The organism is Acinetobacter sp. BD54 (assembly GCF_044778325.1).
Lineage (GTDB): Bacteria > Pseudomonadota > Gammaproteobacteria > Pseudomonadales > Moraxellaceae > Acinetobacter > Acinetobacter baumannii.
Genome location: NZ_JANJEP010000001.1, coordinates 176,363 through 197,271 on the forward strand (window position 1 = coordinate 176,363; position 20,909 = coordinate 197,271).

Annotated in this window: 18 protein-coding genes and 2 pseudogenes; 15 read left to right on the forward strand and 5 right to left on the reverse strand. The window is 37.3% G+C overall.

Annotated features, from left to right (window positions below; all coding sequences use genetic code 11):
• Window positions 1-441: 441 nt before the first annotated feature.
• From csuAB to csuE, 6 genes are all read left to right on the forward strand, one after another.
• Window positions 442-978, forward strand: coding sequence for a Csu fimbrial major subunit CsuAB (csuAB, locus tag NQ782_RS00935; RefSeq protein ID WP_000790104.1), 537 nt, complete (start codon window positions 442-444; stop codon window positions 976-978).
• A 74-nt stretch (window positions 979-1,052) separates the two neighbouring features.
• The gene (csuA, locus tag NQ782_RS00940; RefSeq protein ID WP_000577025.1) at window positions 1,053-1,601 is read left to right on the forward strand and encodes a Csu fimbrial biogenesis protein CsuA; all 549 of its coding nucleotides are present in this window, start codon (window positions 1,053-1,055) and stop codon (window positions 1,599-1,601) included.
• Window positions 1,602-1,606: 5 nt separating this feature from the next.
• Window positions 1,607-2,125, forward strand: a complete 519-nt coding sequence (csuB, locus tag NQ782_RS00945; RefSeq protein WP_057093612.1) for a Csu fimbrial biogenesis protein CsuB — start codon at window positions 1,607-1,609, stop codon at window positions 2,123-2,125.
• Window positions 2,119-2,952 (forward strand): Csu fimbrial biogenesis chaperone CsuC, encoded by an 834-nt coding sequence (gene csuC / locus NQ782_RS00950; RefSeq protein WP_005123655.1) that lies wholly within the window; start codon window positions 2,119-2,121, stop codon window positions 2,950-2,952. Before csuB ends, csuC begins: the two co-directional genes overlap by 7 nt.
• On the forward strand, window positions 2,949-5,447 hold the full coding sequence (gene csuD / locus NQ782_RS00955) for a Csu fimbrial usher CsuD (RefSeq protein WP_057093614.1): 2,499 nt from the start codon (window positions 2,949-2,951) through the stop codon (window positions 5,445-5,447). The genes csuC and csuD overlap by 4 nt, the downstream gene beginning before the upstream one ends.
• The gene (csuE, locus tag NQ782_RS00960; protein WP_001022721.1) at window positions 5,444-6,463 is read left to right on the forward strand and encodes a Csu fimbrial tip adhesin CsuE; all 1,020 of its coding nucleotides are present in this window, start codon (window positions 5,444-5,446) and stop codon (window positions 6,461-6,463) included. Before csuD ends, csuE begins: the two co-directional genes overlap by 4 nt.
• A 57-nt stretch (window positions 6,464-6,520) precedes the next feature.
• Here the strand turns inward: csuE and NQ782_RS00965 are convergent, their stop codons facing one another.
• The 3 genes and pseudogenes from NQ782_RS00965 to NQ782_RS00975 all read right to left on the reverse strand — a co-directional run.
• Window positions 6,521-6,754 carry a hypothetical protein gene (locus tag NQ782_RS00965; RefSeq protein ID WP_000437833.1) on the reverse strand — a complete coding sequence of 78 codons (234 nt, stop codon included), beginning with the start codon at window positions 6,752-6,754 and terminating at the stop codon, window positions 6,521-6,523.
• A gap of 426 nt (window positions 6,755-7,180) precedes the next feature.
• A pseudogene (proP, locus tag NQ782_RS00970) lies at window positions 7,181-8,668 on the reverse strand (glycine betaine/L-proline transporter ProP).
• 390 nt (window positions 8,669-9,058) lie between these two features.
• Window positions 9,059-9,181: pseudogene (locus NQ782_RS00975) on the reverse strand (ADP-ribose pyrophosphatase); the annotation flags it as partial.
• 646 nt (window positions 9,182-9,827) lie between these two features.
• On the opposite strand from NQ782_RS00975, the gene NQ782_RS00980 reads away from it, so the two are divergent.
• The 7 genes from NQ782_RS00980 to NQ782_RS01010 all read left to right on the forward strand — a co-directional run bounded on the left by NQ782_RS00980 (window position 9,828) and on the right by NQ782_RS01010 (window position 16,447).
• Window positions 9,828-10,382 (forward strand): TetR/AcrR family transcriptional regulator, encoded by a 555-nt coding sequence (locus tag NQ782_RS00980; protein WP_031379736.1) that lies wholly within the window; start codon window positions 9,828-9,830, stop codon window positions 10,380-10,382.
• Window positions 10,383-10,616: 234 nt separating this feature from the next.
• Entirely contained in the window at window positions 10,617-11,507 is an 891-nt protein-coding gene (locus NQ782_RS00985) for a DMT family transporter (RefSeq protein WP_057093835.1), read from the forward strand.
• 232 nt (window positions 11,508-11,739) lie between these two features.
• A complete protein-coding gene (locus NQ782_RS00990; RefSeq protein ID WP_000768111.1) occupies window positions 11,740-12,357 on the forward strand; it encodes a paraquat-inducible protein A in 618 nt (205 codons plus the stop codon).
• Window positions 12,345-13,151: a paraquat-inducible protein A gene (locus NQ782_RS00995; protein ID WP_057092855.1), complete on the forward strand. Its 807-nt coding sequence runs from the start codon at window positions 12,345-12,347 to the stop codon at window positions 13,149-13,151. The genes NQ782_RS00990 and NQ782_RS00995 overlap by 13 nt, the downstream gene beginning before the upstream one ends.
• Before the next feature lie 7 nt (window positions 13,152-13,158).
• The gene (locus tag NQ782_RS01000) at window positions 13,159-14,826 is read left to right on the forward strand and encodes an intermembrane transport protein PqiB (protein ID WP_086231041.1); all 1,668 of its coding nucleotides are present in this window, start codon (window positions 13,159-13,161) and stop codon (window positions 14,824-14,826) included.
• Window positions 14,816-15,526 carry a membrane integrity-associated transporter subunit PqiC gene (locus tag NQ782_RS01005; protein WP_000791367.1) on the forward strand — a complete coding sequence of 237 codons (711 nt, stop codon included), beginning with the start codon at window positions 14,816-14,818 and terminating at the stop codon, window positions 15,524-15,526. Before NQ782_RS01000 ends, NQ782_RS01005 begins: the two co-directional genes overlap by 11 nt.
• Before the next feature lie 192 nt (window positions 15,527-15,718).
• The gene (locus NQ782_RS01010; RefSeq protein ID WP_057092859.1) at window positions 15,719-16,447 is read left to right on the forward strand and encodes an aspartate/glutamate racemase family protein; all 729 of its coding nucleotides are present in this window, start codon (window positions 15,719-15,721) and stop codon (window positions 16,445-16,447) included.
• A 14-nt stretch (window positions 16,448-16,461) separates the two neighbouring features.
• Here the strand turns inward: NQ782_RS01010 and yddG are convergent, their stop codons facing one another.
• On the reverse strand, window positions 16,462-17,373 hold the full coding sequence (gene yddG, locus NQ782_RS01015) for an aromatic amino acid DMT transporter YddG (RefSeq protein ID WP_057092861.1): 912 nt from the start codon (window positions 17,371-17,373) through the stop codon (window positions 16,462-16,464).
• Between the two features lie 349 nt (window positions 17,374-17,722).
• Here yddG and NQ782_RS01020 point away from each other — a divergent pair, with 349 nt between their 5' ends.
• Window positions 17,723-19,090, forward strand: a complete 1,368-nt coding sequence (locus tag NQ782_RS01020) for a sorbosone dehydrogenase family protein (protein ID WP_057092863.1) — start codon at window positions 17,723-17,725, stop codon at window positions 19,088-19,090.
• Window positions 19,091-19,117: 27 nt separating this feature from the next.
• Entirely contained in the window at window positions 19,118-19,570 is a 453-nt protein-coding gene (locus NQ782_RS01025; protein ID WP_001166563.1) for a GNAT family N-acetyltransferase, read from the forward strand.
• 57 nt (window positions 19,571-19,627) lie between these two features.
• On the opposite strand, the gene NQ782_RS01030 is transcribed toward NQ782_RS01025, so the two are convergent.
• Entirely contained in the window at window positions 19,628-20,830 is a 1,203-nt protein-coding gene (locus NQ782_RS01030; RefSeq protein WP_057092866.1) for an MFS transporter, read from the reverse strand.
• Window positions 20,831-20,909: the final 79 nt, after the last annotated feature.

Consider the following 20,909-nt stretch of genomic DNA (forward strand, 5'->3'; position numbering starts at 1 on the left):
AATGGTTAAAAAATGGGTCAAATGACTTATTTTTATTTCTTTAGGTAGGATTAAAATAGGTCATGTTACCTATTTTAATAAAAATAAATAATGCTCATTTTTGTTGTGTGTATAAATAATTGTATTTGAATAACTATTTAAAAAGTATGATCGTTAAAACAATAATTTCTTTTTCTAGTTTTTAGTCATTTTAATAAAGTAGGGGTGGGTATTTAATCGGGTGTTTTTATAAGATTAAAAAAATTGATTTTAAATAACTCAACATAGTCTTTTTGTAATATGTGTATACAAGTTAAATAATTGTTATTAAATTGTGAAGAGAATCACACAATAGTAAAAGGTAGTTTGTTTTATATATAAAACAGATTAGCCATATTTTATTTGTCGAGTTTGATTCATTTTGTTCTACAAATCTAATCATTATATATGTAGGTTATGAATATGAAAAACATTCAGAAATCACTTCTTGCAGCATTAATAGTTGCTGGTTATGCGGTAAATACTCAAGCAGCTGTTACTGGACAGGTTGACGTTAAATTGAATATCTCAACAGGCTGTACTGTAGGTGGTAGTCAAACTGAAGGAAATATGAACAAGTTTGGTACTTTAGATTTTGGTAAAACTTCCGGTACTTGGAATAACGTATTAACTGCTGAAGTTGCTTCAGCAGCAACAGGTGGCAATATTTCTGTGACTTGTGACGGAACAGATCCTGTTGATTTTACAGTCGCAATTGATGGTGGTGAACGTACAGACCGTACTTTAAAAAATACTGCTTCTGCTGATGTAGTTGCATATAACGTTTATCGCGATGCTGCACGTACAAACCTTTATGTTGTAAACCAACCACAACAGTTCACTACAGTAAGTGGCCAAGCTACTGCTGTACCAATTTTCGGTGCAATTGCTCCAAACACAGGTACACCAAAAGCACAAGGCGATTATAAAGATACTCTATTAGTCACTGTAAATTTCTAAATATAAAAAAGAAATAATTAATTGAGTAGCAGGTTTGCTCAAATATGAGTAGACCTGTTTTAAATGGAGGGAAGATGATATTCAATCGTGGTTCGGCATTTATAATTTCTTATTTTTTAATTTCTTTAGTAAATGCGGGTGAAATTGGAGCTAAATTAACTAGTCAAATTGAATTATTACCTTCTTGTTCTGTTAATAATAATGTTGTAGAAAATAATACGGCAAATTTAAATTTTGGAACTATAGATTTTGGTGAAGCTACCACAGCTTTTAAAGGGGTTTTAGAAGCTAGTTTAGTTAATAATGGTAATTCAGGTTTTCAGATCGAGTGTGCAGGTATTTCAACTGTAAAAATAATATTTGGAGCAGGAAATAATGATAGTAATATTCCAGCTTCATTTTCACAAAATTATTATCATGCTTTAAGTAATGGTAGAGATTTTATTGCTTATAACTTGCTCTATGGTTTAAATAAACAAGTCATTAAAGCAAATGAAGCTTTTATTCTTAATGATATGAATAATAAAAAGAATATCGATATTTTTGGTCAAGCAACCCATGATGGTAGTCGTATATCTAAGGGTGAATATAAAGATATAGTACCAATTACGATTGAGTTTTAAGAAAAATGAAATACTTATATTTTAAAGCAATATTTTTGCTATCTGTTAGTCAATTTATATATGCAGCAGATCCTCAGCTCAATTCAAGTTTTAAAGTACAAGCTAAAATTGAAAATGGCTGTTCAATAGATAATATTGAGCAAAACATGGATTTTGGTAAACACTCTGCTTTATCAAAAAATAAAGTAGTGACTAATATTATTAATAGCAAAAGTACTTGGAATATTCGTTGTACGGAAAGTTTACCTGTAAGTATTTCTATAGATGGTGGTGAAAACCTTCAAAATAATACAAGACGTATGAAGAATGGTTCATCTAATAGTTATTTATCTTACAAGCTATATAACTCTAGTAGTTTATCCAATGAATATATTGTAGGTGATAAATATTTATTGCCTGCTACAACACCTACAAACCGTCTGGCAAATTTTGAAATATATGGTGTCGTTGATTTAGAAAATAATAATGAACCCCATGCGGCCGGAATTTATAAAGATACTGTTTCAATAATGATTACATGGTGATTTGTATGAACAATTCTGCATTTATTAAAAATGGCATTTTAAAATCTTTTTTATTTGCAAGTACATTATCACTTGTTACACCTGTGATGGCACAAGCAACTTTTCTAATTTGGCCGATTTATCCAAAAATTGAAGCCAATGAAAAGGCAACTGCGGTTTGGCTTCAAAATACGGGTAAGACCGATGCGATGGTGCAAATTCGGGTATTTAAATGGAATCAAGATGGCTTAAAAGATAACTATAGTGAGCAATCAGAAATTATACCAAGCCCGCCTGTAGCTAAAATTAAAGCAGGCGAGAAGCATATGCTTCGCTTAACCAAAAGCGCCAATTTGCCGGATGGCAAAGAGCAGTCATATCGTTTGATTGTAGATGAGTTGCCGATCCGACTTTCTGATGGCAACGAGCAAGATGCTTCTAAAGTAAGTTTCCAAATGCGTTACTCAATTCCATTGTTTGCTTATGGGAAAGGAATTGGCAGTGGAGTAACCGAAGAAAGTCAAAAACTTAATGCAAAAAATGCTTTAGCAAAACCGGTTTTGCAGTGGTCAGTTCGCAACAATCAACAAGGCCAGTCTGAGCTATATCTTAAAAATAATGGTCAGAAGTTTGCGCGTCTTTCGGCACTGAAAACTTCAAAAACAGGTAATGATATCTCTTTAGGAAAGGCTGCTTTTGGCTATGTTTTATCAAATAGCACTGTAAAGTTTGCTATTGATCAGTCAACGGCACATGAGTTGTCAAAAACATCTAAAATTTATGGTGTGGACAGTTCTGGTATTAAACAAGAATTGATCGAAATCACCAAAATGGAGGATCCATCATGATCCTTCGGCATAATAATTTATGCAAAAGTATTTTGCTGATTTTATTGTCGGGTGGATGTTTAAATATTCCAAATACTGTGTTCGCAGGCGATTTGCCTCCACCACCAAGAGACATTAATGAAATTAATCAACTTTTTAAACTGTACCTAGATTTGGTTGTGAACCAATATTCGGTCCAGCAAGTTGTGCCAGTGATTGTGAAAAATGATGAGTACTTCATACAAAAAAAGAAGCTGATTGATGAATTAGAAATTAAGATCCCTCAAGAGTTATTAACAAACACTGACACATCTTTATCGAATCAAGATGTTTTGACCTTGGGGTTTAGTGGTGACGCGAGTGATTGGATATCTTTAGATAAATTAAAAGATGTAAGTTATGAATATCAATCTTCGAATCAATACTTTAAGCTCAATTTTCCGCCCGCTTGGATGCCCACTCAAGTTTTGGGTAAAGACTCATGGTATAAGCCGGAAGTCGCTCAGTCTGGTATAGGGCTGCTCAATAACTATGATTTTTATACATATAGACCCTATCAAGGCGGTTCAACCAGTAGTTTATTTACTGAGCAGCGTTTTTTCTCTCCGTTAGGGGTCATTAAAAACTCTGGTGTCTATGTCAAAAACCAATACAAAAATGAAGGTAACGCCGAGTCTGTAGATAATGATGGCTATCGTCGTTATGACACATCTTGGCAGTTTGATAACCAAAAGAACGCTACATCTTTTTTACTGGGTGACATTATTACCGGTAGTAAAACGACGTGGGGAAGTTCTGTTCGACTAGGCGGTTTTCAGGTACAGAGAAATTATTCAACCCGACCAGATTTAATTACCTATCCATTGCCACAATTTATTGGGCAAGCCGCGTTGCCAAGTACAGTCGACTTAATTATTAATGGGCAAAAGACCAGCTCAACAGAAGTACAGTCTGGACCGTTTATTTTAAATAATGTTCCTTTTATTAACGGTAAAGGAGAAGCCGTTGTGGTTACGACTGATGCAGTCGGGCGTCAAGTCACAACAGCGGTCCCATTTTATATTTCTAATACTTTGCTCAAGCCCGGCTTATTTGATTACTCATTGTCTTTAGGAAAAATCCGTGAAGACTACGGACTTAAGAATTTTTCTTATGGAAAATTTGCAAGTGCAGCCGATGCCCGTTATGGGGTAAATGACTGGCTGACTGTAGAAGGACGCACCGAGCTTTCTTCAGATTTACAGTTATTGGGTGCTGGGTCTGTACTCAAGCTTGCAAATTTAGGTGTGCTGAGTGCCTCTTTTAGCCAAAGTAAAGCCGACAAATCTATGTCTGGAGATCGAACGAAAGACTTGGAAGGTAACCAATATACAGTTGGATACAGCTATAACCGTAATCGGTTTGGTTTTAGCATTAACCATAACCAACGTGATGATGAATATACTGACCTTTCACGGCTGCAATATAGCAATTTAATTTCAGTAAATAGCAATAAAAGCTTAACGGCCAATACTTATTTTGCGACCAAAAACTCAGGAACTTTTGGCGTCGGTTATATCAATACCAAGGCAAATGACTTTAAAAATCGCTTCTTAAATTTGTCTTGGGCGCCTGTTTTACCGACTTATATGAATGGCGTGACTGTTTCATTAAGTGCCAACCGTGATTTCATCGAAAAAGAATGGAGTGCTGCGTTTCAGCTTTCGATACCTCTGTTTCAGCGAAACGCGACTGTTAACTCAGGTTATGCGTTTAATAAGCAGGGCGATACTGGCTATGTTAACTTCAACCGCTCTGTTCCATCTGAAGGTGGTTTTGGTGTCGATTTAACCCGACGTTTTAATGAAAATAGTGAAGATTTAAATCAGGCACGTGTCAATTACCGCAACAGTTATATTAATACTGACTTTGGTCTGTCTGGAAACCATGACTATAACTACTGGTTTGGCCTATCCGGATCTCTCATTTATATGGCAGGAGATTTATTTGCCTCAAACCGATTAGGTGAATCTTTTGCATTGATCGATACAAACCAAGTGCCTGATGTTTTGGTCAGATATGAAAACAGTTTAATTGGCCGCAGTAATAAAAAAGGCCATATTTTTGTGCCATCGGTGACGCCTTACTATTCGGGTAAATACAGCGTCGACCCAATCGATTTACCTTCAAACTTCACTATCACGCAAGTTGAACAACGTATTGCTGCTAAACGTGGCTCGGGTGTTGTGATTAAGTTCCCAGTTCATCAGTCTATTTCTGCCAATGTCTATTTGACTCAGGCAGATGGCAAACCTGTGCCGGTAGGGTCTGTAGTACATAGAGCTGATCAAGAGTCTTCTTATGTGGGAATGGATGGCATTGTCTATTTAGAAAATTTAAAACCGAATAACACCGTAACGGTTCAGCGTTCGGACCAAAGTATTTGTAAAGCAGATTTTTCTGTAGATGTAGAACAAGCCAAGCAGCAGATTGTGGTGGTTAAACCTGTTACTTGTCACGAGGTATCTTTGCCATGAATATAAAAACAAAAAAATTACTCAGACATTTATGTATGTTCTCTGGACTGATGTTGACGGGAAATTTGGCTCATGCTGCATGTAGTGTGAGTGCTTCAGGTACATCCTCTATTTCGGTCCCGTCTATTTACTTAATGGAAAACGGTGAAAACTCATCACAGTTTAATTCGGGTTTGTCGTGTACGGGTTTTAGCTTGGCTTTAGCAAACATGACCTACCTAAAATATCGGGTCGAGCAAATGTCAAATTCATTTACCAATGCTCAGACCGGAGAAAAACTTAACGCCATTATTTTAGACAGTAACAATGAAATCATTAGTTTAGGTCAAGAAAAAGACATGAGTAGCTTTACGCTAGTCAATCTTTTTAGCGGGCCTGATGGCAATTTACCTTTCTACATACGGCTTCCGGCTGGACAAAGTGTATCGCCGGGTGTGTATCAAGCCGACTCACCGTTAAAAGTAAAATGGTTCTATTCTGTACCCGCAGTTGCGATTGTGGGAATCGGGGTGTTCTTTGAGAGTCCTGGGTTTAGACGCGGTGCATTGGGTATTGGTTTTAACTGGGGAAGTGGGGCAGACTCGCTTGGTTCACTCTCAATTACCGTACTGCCAGACTGCCGAATTTTAGCTCAAGACGTAAACTTTGGTACGGCAGCATTTGCTTCCAAGCTTGAGCCTGTTCAATCTTCTATGGGAATACGTTGTTCGGTAAATACTCCATATTATGTGAGTTTAAATAATGGACTTTCCCCGCAAAATGGCAACCAGCGAGCCATGAAGTCACAAACGGGAAATACATTTTTAAAATACGATATTTTCAAGAATTCATCGAATGACCGATGGGGAAGCGGTAACGAGCGTTGGTCGAGTTTAAATGCAACAATTAACCCAGGGGTACATAACGGGGTAACTCAGCAGAACTATGTGTTTACTACAAAAATTGTGGATGAAAACGCAGACACGATACCAGCGGGAACTTATCAAGATACGGTCACGGTACAAGTCGAGTTTTAAAAGCTGTTTTATAGAGGAGATAAAAGCTCAGTTCATGGGCTTTTATCTTTAACCAAACTATTCAATTTCTAACTGATCATCATCTTTTGTAATTTTAATTTTTATCTTTTTATATTTCCGCTTATTTGGATCTAGCGCCGAGTTTATTACTTCATCGGCAAAAGGCGGGCACTGCATCAGTTTTGCATAAGCTCTATAGCCGATGCGTATTCGACTAGGCGGGCAATCGGTTCTTTTTGAATAGTATTCAATGAGTGAGTTCAGTTCTTGTAATAAAGTTTGCTGTTCCATCATACATACTTAACAATTAGATAACTCAAGCATAATAGATTTAAACCTTTTGCTGTGTAGCTGTTTATCATAAGCATCCATCAAAATTGTGATGGAGTTCTCTAAAATAACTTATAAATGTATTAAGTTTGTTTTGGGATAGGCTGAGGTGTTTTTTTAATTGAATTGTCACAATGGAAAGCTAAGTTAGACCTATAACAAAAACGAATGAAGATTGTTGCGAACAATAAAACCAAGAAGCAATTTTCAACTAAAGCTGGTCTGCTGTAATTAAGCTAATTCGAAAGAATTGGCTTTTTTGTTTATTAAATATTATTCCAATAGATTTACTAAGTTAATTATTTCTTTACTATCAAATTGAATGAAAAATATATTAAAAGAATAGCGACATTTAAGTCGCTACTCTTATAAAAAACGTTGCTTTACTCATGCTATATCAGGGTGTTTATCAGCAAGTTTTTGACGTTTTTGTTGAAGCTCCTGAATTTTCTGATCAATATTTTCAATTTTCTGTTCAATAGTTTCATGAAACTCTTCAAGTAACTCTTGTGCTTCCTCTATATTGTGAGCAATAGGCACGCCCCCAATTAAAGGCTTATTGGCTGTTTCCTTTAAATACATTGCAGTAGCAATACCTACCACCCCGCAAATCATCAAGTAATAAGCTGGAACCATCAGATTATGGGTAGTTTCAACTAGAGTTGCGGTAAGAGTTGGGGTTAAACCAGCAATAACCACTGAGAAATTAAAGGCAATACCTAAAGCGCTATAACGGATTTCAGTTGGAAATAGGGCAGGTAAAGTTGATGCCATCACTCCGATAGACATATTGAGAGATAAAGCAAGAATAAGTAAGCCTATAAAAATTTGATAATTTACTCCAGAGTTAAGTTATACAAAGGCAGGATAGGACAAGAAAATAAGAGAAAAGCTTCCAATAAAAATAAATGGGCGACGTCCGAACTTATCACTCAAATAACCAATCACAGGTTGTACAAATAACATGCCAACCATAACCGCAATGATAATAAGTGCACCATGTGCTTCTGAATAGCCTAAGTTATGCGAAAAATAGCTTGGTAAATAAGTTAGCAACATGTAGTAAGTAACGTTAGTGCTGATTACGAGGCCAATGCACACCAATAAACTACGCTTATGTTTAACAAAAATTTCTTTGAAACTAAATTTTTGAGGTTTGCTTTTTTGTGCTTGTTGCTCTGAATGCTGTTGATATACAGGGGTTTCTTCAAGGCGGTTTCGTAAATATAAACCGATTATGCCCAGTGGTAGAGCGAGAAAGAATGGAATACGCCAACCCCACTCGGCAAAACGTGCCTCACCCACGGCGTGTGTGATCAAGGCGACAGTTGCAGCCCCAAGTACAAAGCCGGCTATCGATCCAAAATCAAGCCAGCTTCCCATAAAGCCACGTTTTCGGTCTGGAGAATATTCAGCTACAAAAATCGCAGCACCTGAGTATTCACCACCAATGGAGAAGCCTTGTACAATTTTTACGATGAGTAAAAGAATAGGTGCCCATAAACCGATTGTTTCATAAGATGGAATAAGGCCAATACCAAAGGTACTGATGGACATAATAATGACAGTAATGGCCAGAACTTTTTGACGTCCGTATTTGTCACCTAAATGTCCAAAGAAAAGACCACCTAATGGACGGAAAATAAAAGGTACTGAAAATGTAGCAAGCGCGGCAATCATTTGCACGCTTGGTGAAGCATCTGGGAAAAATACTTTACCGAGAACGTATGCCACATAACCATAAACTCCGAAATCAAACCATTCAATTGCATTACCTAATGCAGCTGCAGTAATCGCTTTTTTGGTTTTTTCGTTCTCGATGATATTGATATCATCAATCTCAATAGGTTTTACTTGTTTTTCAGATGTGCGCATATCTAGCCTAAGAATTGAATCTCAGTATTTAAAGTGAAAATATACGGTTTTAAATACTGAATTAAAAAATTGCAGAATAAAGAGACAGAATAACGATAAGTTACTCAAGAAAAGGGAATTAAGAGGTGTTCTCTTAATGATCAACAAGATAGCAAAAGAGAACTAATTATTTGTTTATGTTAGAGTTTTAAATTGTGGAGAAATTGTATGGATAAAGTTACATAAGTTTACTTAGTGGTAAAACTGAATTTTGGGGTGAAAAAATTATATAAAAATTGATAAAAGACATGAGATTAGCATAAAAGTTAAGCGCTATTTTTTGAGCTTAAAAGGCCAAGTTTTTTTACTTTTCATATACAAAAACTGAACTTGCCTTATATCAGGTTTTCATTAATCAAACTTCGTTGCTTCAGGGATTGACTCTAAATAATCAAAAAATTGTTGAATCTGTTCTTCAGTTACACGTGCTGTAGAAATCGGGGCCAATTCATCTCTACCCAAGAAACCGATATCTACCTATGTAACGTTGATAAGTATTTTATACACCCCAATTTAACAATAAATTTTAATTATTTATCCTTACTTTTTAATGATCTATTTTAAAACAAATGTCATTTTGTGTGCTTGACTGTAATAGGGCAGAGCACTATCCTTTGCCTGCTGGCCTACATTGCCAGCCGGCTTTGACAGGCTGATTTAGACCGCATCAGAGTTATTTCTTCTGAGGAATAGTTCTGTGTGTAAGCTTCTCGTCTCCTCCCGTAGCGGTAGGACGGGAGAGGGACACCTTCGGGTGTGCTGGCGTCTAACCAGTCTGTCAACCTTCTCTCGTTCTGCCACCATAATCATTTGACAGTGATTCGGTAGAGCTTCTTTAGACATGAGGAGTTTTCTATGCGTACTATTTCTTATTTATTGGCCTTTGCCAAATTCTCTCTATTTATACCGCCTAAACAGTCATTAAAACGGCTCAATAGACCGTAGGTTTTCTACGCCTTAAGCATCGTTACGACTCAAAATCATAGCAACAATAAACCCGAGATAGGCGAGCACACCATTTTGTGCGGTTTTCGCATGCCTGTATTTAGCACTCATTTTAAGAGTGACGGCATTTTTATCTCTTTTTACATACAACAAAAAATTATTTTAAGCGGTATACATGAAAAATTTAGGCACTTCATTTAGAGCATTACACGTGCTCTACATAGCATCGGATTTATTTAAACAATACGGGTTTCATAAGGTTGGGGTAGACCGAATTATTAGCGAAACTAAAATTTCCAAAGCTACTTTTTATAACTACTTTCATTCAAAAGAACGTCTGATTGAAATATGCCTCTTACTTCAAAAAGACACATTAATGGAAAAAGTAAGAGTGGAGATAGAAACGACTCACTATTCAACTTTCGCTCATAAACTCAGGCAAATCTATCACTTACATGCCAATTTAAAGAGCGCTTATTATCTGTTGTTTAAAGCAATTTTTGAAATTAAAACGAGTTATCCTACAGCTTACCAAACGGCAATACGCTATAGACGATGGATTAAAAACGAAATTTTCTGCCTGCTTATGGAAACTAAAAAAGCCGTTTCATATGCCGAAGCGGAAATTTTTATATTTATGATAGATGGGGCAATTTTAGGACTTTTGACTTCAGACAGAGCCGAAGAACAAACCAAGTTGTTAGATTACTTTTTAGTGAGGGTTAACTAAATTTATTGAACTAAAGAATCAGTATTTTAGAATGAATTAACTATCTTTTTATTTTGAAATAATGATTTCTTAATTAAAAATTAACATGATTAATCTTTTATTTTATTGTTCTAGATTTTAAAAAGGACAAGTTATTTAGACTGAAAACTCACCAAATACTAAGAAAGAGTGAGTTTATAAAATCTGAAATAAAAATAGATGAAGACTTAACAATATAAATTTTTGGAGATATTCGTGGATGATCATCATTTAAAAAGAAAAGTCGGCACGCTTGAAATGGTCGTAGCCATGCTGCTTTCAGGGAGTATTGGTCTATTTGTGATTAAGTCAGGTCAATCACCCGTTAATATTGTATTTTTCCGTTGCCTTATTTCAGCATTGTGTTTAATATCGATTTGTTACTACTATGGTCATTTTAAAAAAGTATACTTCGGTAAAAAAGAATTGTTTTTAATGGTGACTTCGGGCCTTCTAATTATTTTTAACTGGGTTCTACTGTTTGCTGCTTTTCCTAAAACTTCTATTTCTTTAGCGACGATTGTTTATCATGTGAACCCGTTTGTCATTTTATTTTTAGGGGCTTTGGTCTTTCATGAAAAGCTCAATAAGAATGATGTGCTATGGACTATCGTTGCTTTTATAGGGCTAATCGTGATTATAGGCTTAGGCAGTGCTTCGGTGAACTCTAATGAGTTAGTCGGCTTGGGGCTGGTTCTTATTGCCACAACACTTTATTCCATATCGGTATTAATCACTAAAAAATTAAGTAATACACCGCCGTTATTAATTGTATTTATACAAACCCTGAGCGGGGCGATTGCCATGACTCCATTTATGTCGGTTTTTGTTAACCCGCCGATCGGTCAACAATGGTTGTTTGTGGTCGGATTGGGAGTTTTGCATACCGCATTTCTTTACTATTTAATGTATTCGGCAATTAAGAAAATACCTTTAAATAATATTGCGATCTTATCTTTTATTTATCCAATATCGACCATAGTGATTGATTATTTCTTCTTTGATCATGTGTTGACGAGTACTCAAGTTTTAGGTGCAGGTTTAATTTTATTAGGCGTATTGGGCGTGAAGTTGCATTGGAATATTTTTGCGTTGAAGAGCGCCTAATTTTATTCAAATACAATATCCATTTAATTTTAAACGTGTTAAAAGCTCCTTTGAGAAAAGGGGCTTTTAGTTCTTTTTCTTTTATTTAATAAAATAATTCATTGATACAGTCACTAATTTTTTCTTGAAGAAATGAGATTAGTTTGGCACATTGCTTATAAATACTATTTTAGGCAAGCGTTATAGCAAGCAGTTATTAGCACAGTAAAACGATAAATCTTAGAGTATAACTATGAAGCTTAAAGAATTAGCAGGATGTGAGGAGTGCGATACCGTCTATCGTAGAGTCCCGCTTGCTTACGGGAAAAGAGCTTATTGTGTCTGCTGTGGTGCAGAGCTTTATCGGCATACCAAGCCTTTTACTACATTGTTAGCTCTAATTTTAACGGCCCTCATTGTATTTGTTATTGCCAATAGCTTTCCCATTGTCAAAATTGAACTGCAAGGCAACATATCCGAAACCACTTTACTGGGCGCCGTATGGGTGATGTTTCATTACGATCGGGCATTTGTCGGTGTTCTTATTTTAATTACTACATTCATTGTGCCACTTACGTATTTGTTATTGCTGGGCTATGTACTCGGTACGGTCAGTATATTAAAGAAACGTCCTCAATTTTTAGTCGGTGCCTTGCGAACACTTTATTTTATGAGAGTGTGGGGAATGGTTGAAGTGTTTCTGATTGGAATTCTGGTCACGCTTGTAAAACTAATGGGCATGGTTCTTGTTATTCCGGAAATTGCTCTATGGGCATTTGCGGTTTTGAGCCTATTGATGGTTTATATTACTTCCGTAAAGGTGAGTGATATATGGAATGAAATTGATAGGTCACAGCCATGGCAAAAATAAAAAATGTGACTCCTGAAAAAATCACAAATACCAATATGATTTTAAAACAATATCCAAGAGCCAAAGATCTTTCACTGATATTGTGTCATTGCTGTGGGTTATTGAATTCCTCAAAAGTAAATAAAGCTGAGGCTCATAAAAACCAAATTCTCCGCTGTGTTAGATGCCATAGCATTTTACACGAGCGTAAGCCGGGAAGTTTAAATCGTACCTTTGCTTTAGTGGTGGCTGCGACCATTCTCTATATTCCTGCAAATGTCCTTCCTATGACCGTAACTGACTCTCTTTTGGGCCGTCAGCAAGATACCATCATGAGTGGGGTCATTTACTTTTGGCAAAGTGGAGATTATTTAGTATCGGTGGTCATTTTTATGGCGAGTATTTTTATTCCGATGCTAAAGCTTCTTATTTTGTATTTCCTGTTGTTGGTTGTATATATACAGTCATCCGCGGCGTGGAAGTTTGCACCGGAGCAATGCATTAAACTCTACCGCATTGTTGAGTTTGTAGGGCGCTGGTCCATGATAGATGTGTTTGTGGTAGCTTTACTTACCGCTCTTATTCAAATTCAATCGCTTGCAACTATTTTAGCGGGACCGGGTTCAATTGCTTTTGGTGCGGTTGTGGTTTTAACCATGTTTGCATCTTTAAGTTTTGACCCACGTATTATTTGGGATAATTTTTATGCATCTCAAAATACAAATAAACCTAACCGTGTTTCTTCGGAAAAAAACACAATTATTCAGGCAGAACACTCGCCTTTGAATAATGATTCCATTAATCCCAGTCAATAAAAGAACAATGAGTATGTCTGAAAACAAAACAACCAGTGAGACCTCAGATCATCATGAAACAGATGTTGAACTGGAAAACATGAATGATTTACCAGAACCCCAAGAAAAGAAAAATCGGTGGAAGCCTCTACTAATCTGGATTATTCCACTTATTGCGCTGCTGATTGCGCTTTCTTTGGCGGTGAAAGCATTACTTTCTAATGGACCAACCATAGAAGTATCTTTTCGTACCGCCGAAGGTTTAGTCGCAGGTAAAACAACAGTACGCTATAAGCAGGTAGACATTGGGGTGGTACGGCAAATCGATCTTGCAGAAGACCGATCTCACATTATTGCGCGCATTGATTTACGTAAGGATGCAAGCAATTTTGCTGCTCAAGATTCACGGTTCTGGGTAGTACGTCCACGGATTGGGACAAGTGGGGTTTCAGGCATCGACACTTTATTGTCGGGTTCATATATTGAAGTGGATGGCGGGAAATCACCCGAGAAAAAACTTGAATTCACAGGTCTGGAAATACCGCCAGTAATTACGTCCGATGTGCCGGGCAAAGAGTTTTTCTTGAAAGCCGATGATTTGGGATCTTTAGATATTGGTTCGCCAATCTATTACCGAAGAATTAACGTAGGACAAATTACAGCTTATAAGCTATCTGATGACGGTAAAAGCGTAGAACTTCAGACGTTTATTCGTGCGCCGTACGATAAATTTGTAACGACTGACACACGTTTCTGGCAGGCAAGTGGTATTGATGTGACGTTAAATGCTTCAGGCTTTAACTTAGATACTCAATCGCTTGCAAGTATTGTGGCTGGTGGTATTGCGTTTGGTTTCCCTGAAAACTCAAATGGGACTGTCGCTGCTAACAAGAGCCGTTTTAATCTTTGGGACTCAAAAGCTGAAGCATTAAAAGAGCCGGATGGTCTACCGCGTGGCGTGATTATGTACTTTGATCACTCATTACGTGGTTTGGCTGTGGGGGCGCCAATCGACTTCATGGGTATTGAAATTGGTAGCATTAAATCAATTAATGCAGAGTTTTATAACAACTATAAGCAGATTCGCATGCGTGTTGAGGCAGTGATTTATCCTTCACGCGTTGAAAACGGCCAAGCACTTAATCCAAACAGCGACATTTTCAAAGATTTTGTTGAGCATGGATGGCGTGCCCAAATGAGAACCGGCAACCTCTTAACGGGTCAAAACTATATTGCTTTAGATAAGTTCCCTAAAGCAAAACCTGCCACTCTACAAATCTTGAATGATGGCCGTGTGGTAATTCCAACTACTGCAACAGAGTTAAGTGGTTTACAGGCACAGGTTTCCCAAATTGCTGATAAATTAACGAAATTCCCACTAGTCGAAATTGGGCAGGATGTTCGCAAAACGCTTAAGAATATGAATACAGCCATTGAGTCTACCGACAAGCTGGTTAAACAGTTAGATGGTAAAGTTGCTCCTGGTTTACAAGCAACCTTAGACGATGTTCGTAAAACTGTAAGATCTTCCGAGTCTATTTTGTCGAGCGATGCGCCGTTACAACAAGACGTTCGTAAAGCACTACAACAAATGACTCGTGCGGCTGCGTCATTACAGTTAATGGCAGACTATATTGAACAACATCCTGAATCTATTATTCGTGGTAAGAGACCAGAGGCCAACGATGAAAAATAAAAAGAACCGATCATTGCAACACTCTAAAGTAGCCAAATGGCTGCTTGGGAGTGGAGTGCTTTTGACAGCGATAGCCATGACAGCATGTTCTAGTTCACCAACACCAAACTATTATACGCTTACACCTAAAGTGACTCCGGTCTCGAACTCGACTGTGCAGGTGATTGAGGTCTTGCCGGTCGGGATTCCAGATCGCTTAGACCGTGCGCCACTGGTGCTACAAGACAGTAATGGTAAGTCGACTGTACTTGATAATGAGCGCTGGACATCGACTTTGGGTACACAATTACGCGATACCTTATCGGCTGGTTTGCAACAAAAACTTGGAGCAATTGACAGTTATAGCAGTGGGCTTTCTGGAAACAATCAGCCTCTATATCGAGTTTCTACTGACTTTTCTCATTTTGATATTGTAGATAATAGCAATATCAACGTTGCCGTATCTTGGGTAGTGAAGCGTCAAATACCGCCTACTCAACTAGAATCAACGAATCCGAAAGTAATCTCGAATAGAGGAGCGCAGCTCAATTGTAGAATTGCATTTAAACAGCCGATTGATCAAAAAGCTAAAAAAATGGAAGCAATTGTAGGTGCTTCAAATGAAGCGATGAGCCAAATTATTAATACCATCTCTTCTTCAATTGTGGCGCTAGATTCAAATAAAAAAATGAACATCAATAACGGTATATGTTCATCTTAATAAAGGCTTATTTGTTATACGTTTAATTTAAGGCTCCTTATGGCTAAGGAGCTTTTTTATTTACTTTTAACGCTAAAAACTAAAGATCTTTTAAAACAGTTATAAATTTAATAAAGAGAGCAATTTTATTCTAGCTGTCTATTTATCTAAGAAGATATAGATAAGCTTTAGATCCAGTAAAAGGTTTAAATAATGAAAACAATCGGTTTACTCGGCGGCATGAGCTGGGAGTCTACATCACTTTACTATCAACAAATTAATAGAATGGTTCAGAACAAGTTAGGGAAACTACATTCAGCCAAAATTATTCTAAATAGTGTCGATTTTGAAGAAATAGCAGCCTTACAAGCGAAAGGTTTATGGCAAGAAGCTGGCGCCTACTTAGCTGAGCAAGCACAAAATTTAGAAAAAGCAGGGGCAGACTGTATTTTAGTCTGTACTAATACCATGCATAAGGTAGCGCCTCAAATTGAAGATGCCATTACGGTTCCATTTATACATATTGCTGATGCCACAGCAAAAGAAATTTTAAGTCAAAACATCCGTAAAGTTGCACTGTTGGGAACCGCTTTCACCATGGAGCAAGACTTTTATAAAGCCAGATTACAAGATCGTGGAATTGAGGTGATTATTCCAAATGATGCAAATCGGAAAATAGTACATAGCATTATCTATGAAGAGCTTTGTTTAGGTGTGATCAACCCCGATTCGCAACACAAATACACGACCATTGTTGAAGAGTTGATTGGGCAGGGTGCCGAGGGCATTATTTTGGGGTGTACCGAAATTTGTATGTTGATTGGTGATATCAAATTTTCTGTGCCACTATTTGATACCACCACCATTCATGCGAAAGAAGCTGTAAATTTTGCATTAAAGCAAAAAACGGCAGCCCGTTCTATTGCTGCTGGTTCGGTATAAATACTCATCAGCTTTTAATTTTTTCTTAAATAGGAACGAATCACAGCCCAATTTGTTGAAAGCCAGCAGATAAGTGAACCCGCCGTGACCATGGCTGTACCTTGCCAAAAACTGATTGATAACTCTGTCTGTAAAACCAGCATGGCAAGTAAAGATGAAATGATGGGGGTAAAGTAAGAAGCAACCACCAACATGGTAATGTTGCCATGAATAATGCCAATATTCCATGCTGCATAACCGAGGCCAATTGCAGCAGAAGCAACGATTAAAGATAAAATTGTATTTAAATCGAGTGAAGGCAAACTCACTTGGCCGCTAAAGAGCAATTTTAGCCATAAGGTTAGGGCAACACCAAGAAAGAAAATAGAAATAGGGTTTTGTCCTTTACCCATTTTCTTGGTCAACACACAGTAAAAAGCCCAAATAATGGCACCTATAAAGGCCAAAATATAACTTAAAGGATTACTATGAAAATTATCGACAACACGACCTAAACTAAAATCTCCGTTCCCGGTCTGAATAAAAATGATACCGGAAATTGAAATGAGTAATCCTAAAATAATAAACACATTAAATTTTAACTCTCTAAAAATAACAAAAGCTAAAACAGTCAGGCTTGGCCAAAGGTAGTTTACAATACTTACTTCAATCGCTTGCTGCGCCGTCTTTGAATAGGCAAGTGCAAACGAAAAGCAAAGCTCATAAGCAATAAATAAAATTGCCCCTAAAATTAAGTATTTTTTAGAAATTAATTTAAAATTTGGCACCCTAAAAATAATGAGCAGGAGTAAAGCACTTAAGGAATAGATCAGCGTAATGCCAACATCTGGACCGATTGCGGTCGTAATATGTTTTACGAAGCCTACCATAGAGGCCCACATTAGGATGGCACTTAAACCAATCAAGGTTGCTAAATTTTTTGACATAAGAAATAAATGAACTTAATTGAGCACCTGAGCTACAGTGAAAGTTAAAAATAATTAAGGTAAGTCAGGGTAATGGAATTTTTAATTAAAAAATAGGCACGATAGACCAAATTACCTAATGTTATTATTAGCTAACATAAATACTGTTGGTAATTAAACTAAATGCCAGATATTAATTTATAGCTAAGCATTAGGGTAAGCTAAACCTCTAGAAAACACCCAGTTATGTATTAAAAGTTTAAAAATATAGACTGTAATGCTCAGTACAGTTAAATAAATCAACTATAAGTCTCTCTTCTAAAGCATTACCCTGTGTTTATTGCGAAAAAATAAAAAATGGAGATAAAAGATGCTTACACGTTTTTTACTGCCGATTTTGGGCACTACCGTTTTAGTTACAGGCTGTGCTTCTTCCTCTCAATATCCGATTAACGAGAGTTATGGTCCAGAGCCAAAGTTGCCTGAACCGAAAACAAGTTTATTTCCAACCGTAAATATAGCACCGGCACAAGGTTGGCCAAGTGGTGTTATGCCGACTCCGGCAGAAGGTTTAAAAGTAAAAGCATTTGCTAAAGGACTTGAGCACCCACGTTGGCTCTATGTATTACCAAATGGTGATGTGCTGGTGGCTGAAACGGATGCTCCACCTAAACCTGAAGACAGCAAAGGGATTAAAGGCAAAATTATGACCTTCGTAATGAGACAGGCAGGGTCATCTCATCCAAGTGCAAACCGAATTAGTTTACTCCGTGATACGAATGGCGATGGTATAGCTGACCAAAAAACGGTATTCCTTAAAAACCTAAACTCACCGTTTGGTATGGCACTGGTAGGTAATCATTTATACGTTGCCAATACGGATTCACTCATGCGTTTTCCTTACCAAGAAGGGGAAACCCATATTACTTCAACCGGTACTAAAGTATTGGACTTACCGGGTGGGCCTCTAAACCACCATTGGACCAAAAATATTATTGCCAATCGTGAAGGGACAAAGCTCTACATTACCGTTGGCTCCAATAGTAATGTGGCCGAAAATGGTCTAGATCAAGAAAAAGGCCGTGCACAAATTATGGAGTTTGATATTGCAAGTGGTCATTCACGTCCATTTGCAACAGGACTGCGTAATCCAAATGGTATGGCTTGGCAACCTCAAAGTGGCAAACTTTGGACAGTTGTAAATGAGCGCGATGAAATTGGTAGTGATTTAGTGCCCGACTATATGACGTCGGTACAAGATGGCGCTTTTTATGGCTGGCCTTATAGTTACTATGGTCAACACGTAGATGTACGAGTCAAACCACAAAATCCTGACATGGTAGCTCGTGCAATTAAACCAGACTATGCTCTAGGTAACCACACTGCTTCGTTAGGTCTTGCATTTTATACAGCCGAACTCATGCCACAATTTAGAGGCGGAGCATTTATTGGACAGCACGGTTCTTGGAACCGTAAACCACATAGTGGATATAAAGTCATTTTTGTGCCATTTAGAAGTGGTCAGCCCTCTGGTCCACCGCAAGATATTTTGACAGGGTTTTTAAGTGAAAAAGGCAAAGCGTATGGGCGTCCTGTTGGGGTAGCAATTGATTTTTCGGGTGCAGTATTAGTCGCAGATGATGTTGGTAATGCGATTTGGCGTGTCTCACCAGTTGCGGAAACAACTTATGAGAGTCCAACCCAACAATCCATTAGTAGTTCAGTGACTCAACCTTAAAAAGGTTGGACAAAATAGGTTTATTTTATGCAAATATTACGGTTATCTGATTACCCTCAATACAAAGAAATGGCTGCCCAGTGGTTTTCTGAAAAATGGCAAATCCCTGTGGAAGCCTATCTTGAGAGTATTCAGATTTCCATTGATCAAAAGCATGCTATTCCACAGTGGTACATTGTTTTAAATAAAGATAAGCATTTAATTGCTGGAGCAGGAGTTATTGATAATGACTTCCATGAGCGTAAAGATTTAACACCAAACTTATGTGCTTTATTTGTAGAAGAGAACTATCGAAACCAAAATATTGCAAAACAGATTTTAGATTTTGTACGTGAAGACTTGAGTAATCAGGGCATCCAAACACTTTATTTAATAACAGACCATACCGAGTTTTATGAAAAATGTGGTTGGCGGTTTTTAACGTTGGTAAAGGATGAGGAAGGCGAGATGGTACGTATGTATGTAGCAGATACTTTTTAATAGAACTTAAAGAGCATCTATTAAAAAATAGCCTCTAGTGAGGCTATTTTTTATGGCTTATTTATTTTTAAAATTTTTAATAATCATTAGAAGGGCGACCAGTGACAATAAGATAATAAAACTAATATAACTATTTGCCGTACTCATCAGCCCAATTTCACCTACAAAATAGCCAGCTAAAATTGCAGGAATACTAAAAGCCAAATAACTTTCAACAAAAAAAGCAGCCATAAGACCCGCACGTTCTTCGGGAAGTGCCAATGGCATTACACTACGAATAGCCCCCATAAACGCCGTACCAAAACCAACTCCAGTAATAATAGAACCTAAAAATAGAACTACTGCATTGGTTAGGTTAATGGCGATGAATAAGACAATGGCACCAATAGCAATCGAGAGCGTACCAGTTAATAAAATACGGAAATTTGTCGACTTCCTAAGCGTTAATATACCTACCGCACCGGAAAGGGCGAGCGCCATAAACATAATCCCGTTTAACCATGCCGATGACGTGTGGAAAATTTTTGCCAGTAAAGAGGGCATAAGCGATAGGAAGAAACCACTGACCATCCAAAGTGCAATGTTAATTGGGCTAATACTCAATAAAGCGCTTTTTGTCTGTAGCGGAATGGCCATATTGGGTTTTAATGAAGCAAGTGCACCGGATCTTTTTTGTGCGGTCTCTGGAGTAAGAAAACTTAAAATGAGTTCACAAATAAGAAGAAAACATAAGAACTCAAAAACAAGCTGTAAGGGGTGGGCAGAGAATTGCAAAATAGAACAAGTCAGAAAAATTCCAACAGCCATACCTATCATTGGTGCAATACTATTAATCAGTGAGCCATGAAGCTTACTAAAATCTAAAATTGCTGCGCCTATAGCTGAAACAGCAAGCCCTGTTGCGATTCCTTGTAAGCCTCGTGCAATGAATAACATCGAAACATCTGAAGCAAATAAGAAAAAGCTCATTGAAATAATTTGCAGAGTAATAGCTGCAATAATGACTGGGCGGCGTCCAATATAGTCAGACAAAGAACCAATAATGAGTAATGAGCCAAGCAGCGTAAAAGCATAGGTGGCAAAAATCAAAGTCAATGTAACCGGTGAAAATTGCCAAAGCTGTTGGTATAGGCGGTAGAGTGGTGTCGGCGCACTAGATGCGGCCATGAATGTCATGAGCGTGATGGTATTAAGTGTCAAAGCACTTGCCGCATCTAATTGAAAAACAGCTCTTGACCGTTTTGAACTTGAATTGTTCATATAAGATGAATAACATAAAAGCAAATATTTAGCTTTTATACATTATTTTTCCACTAAAGCAAATCCTTAGCTTTAGTGT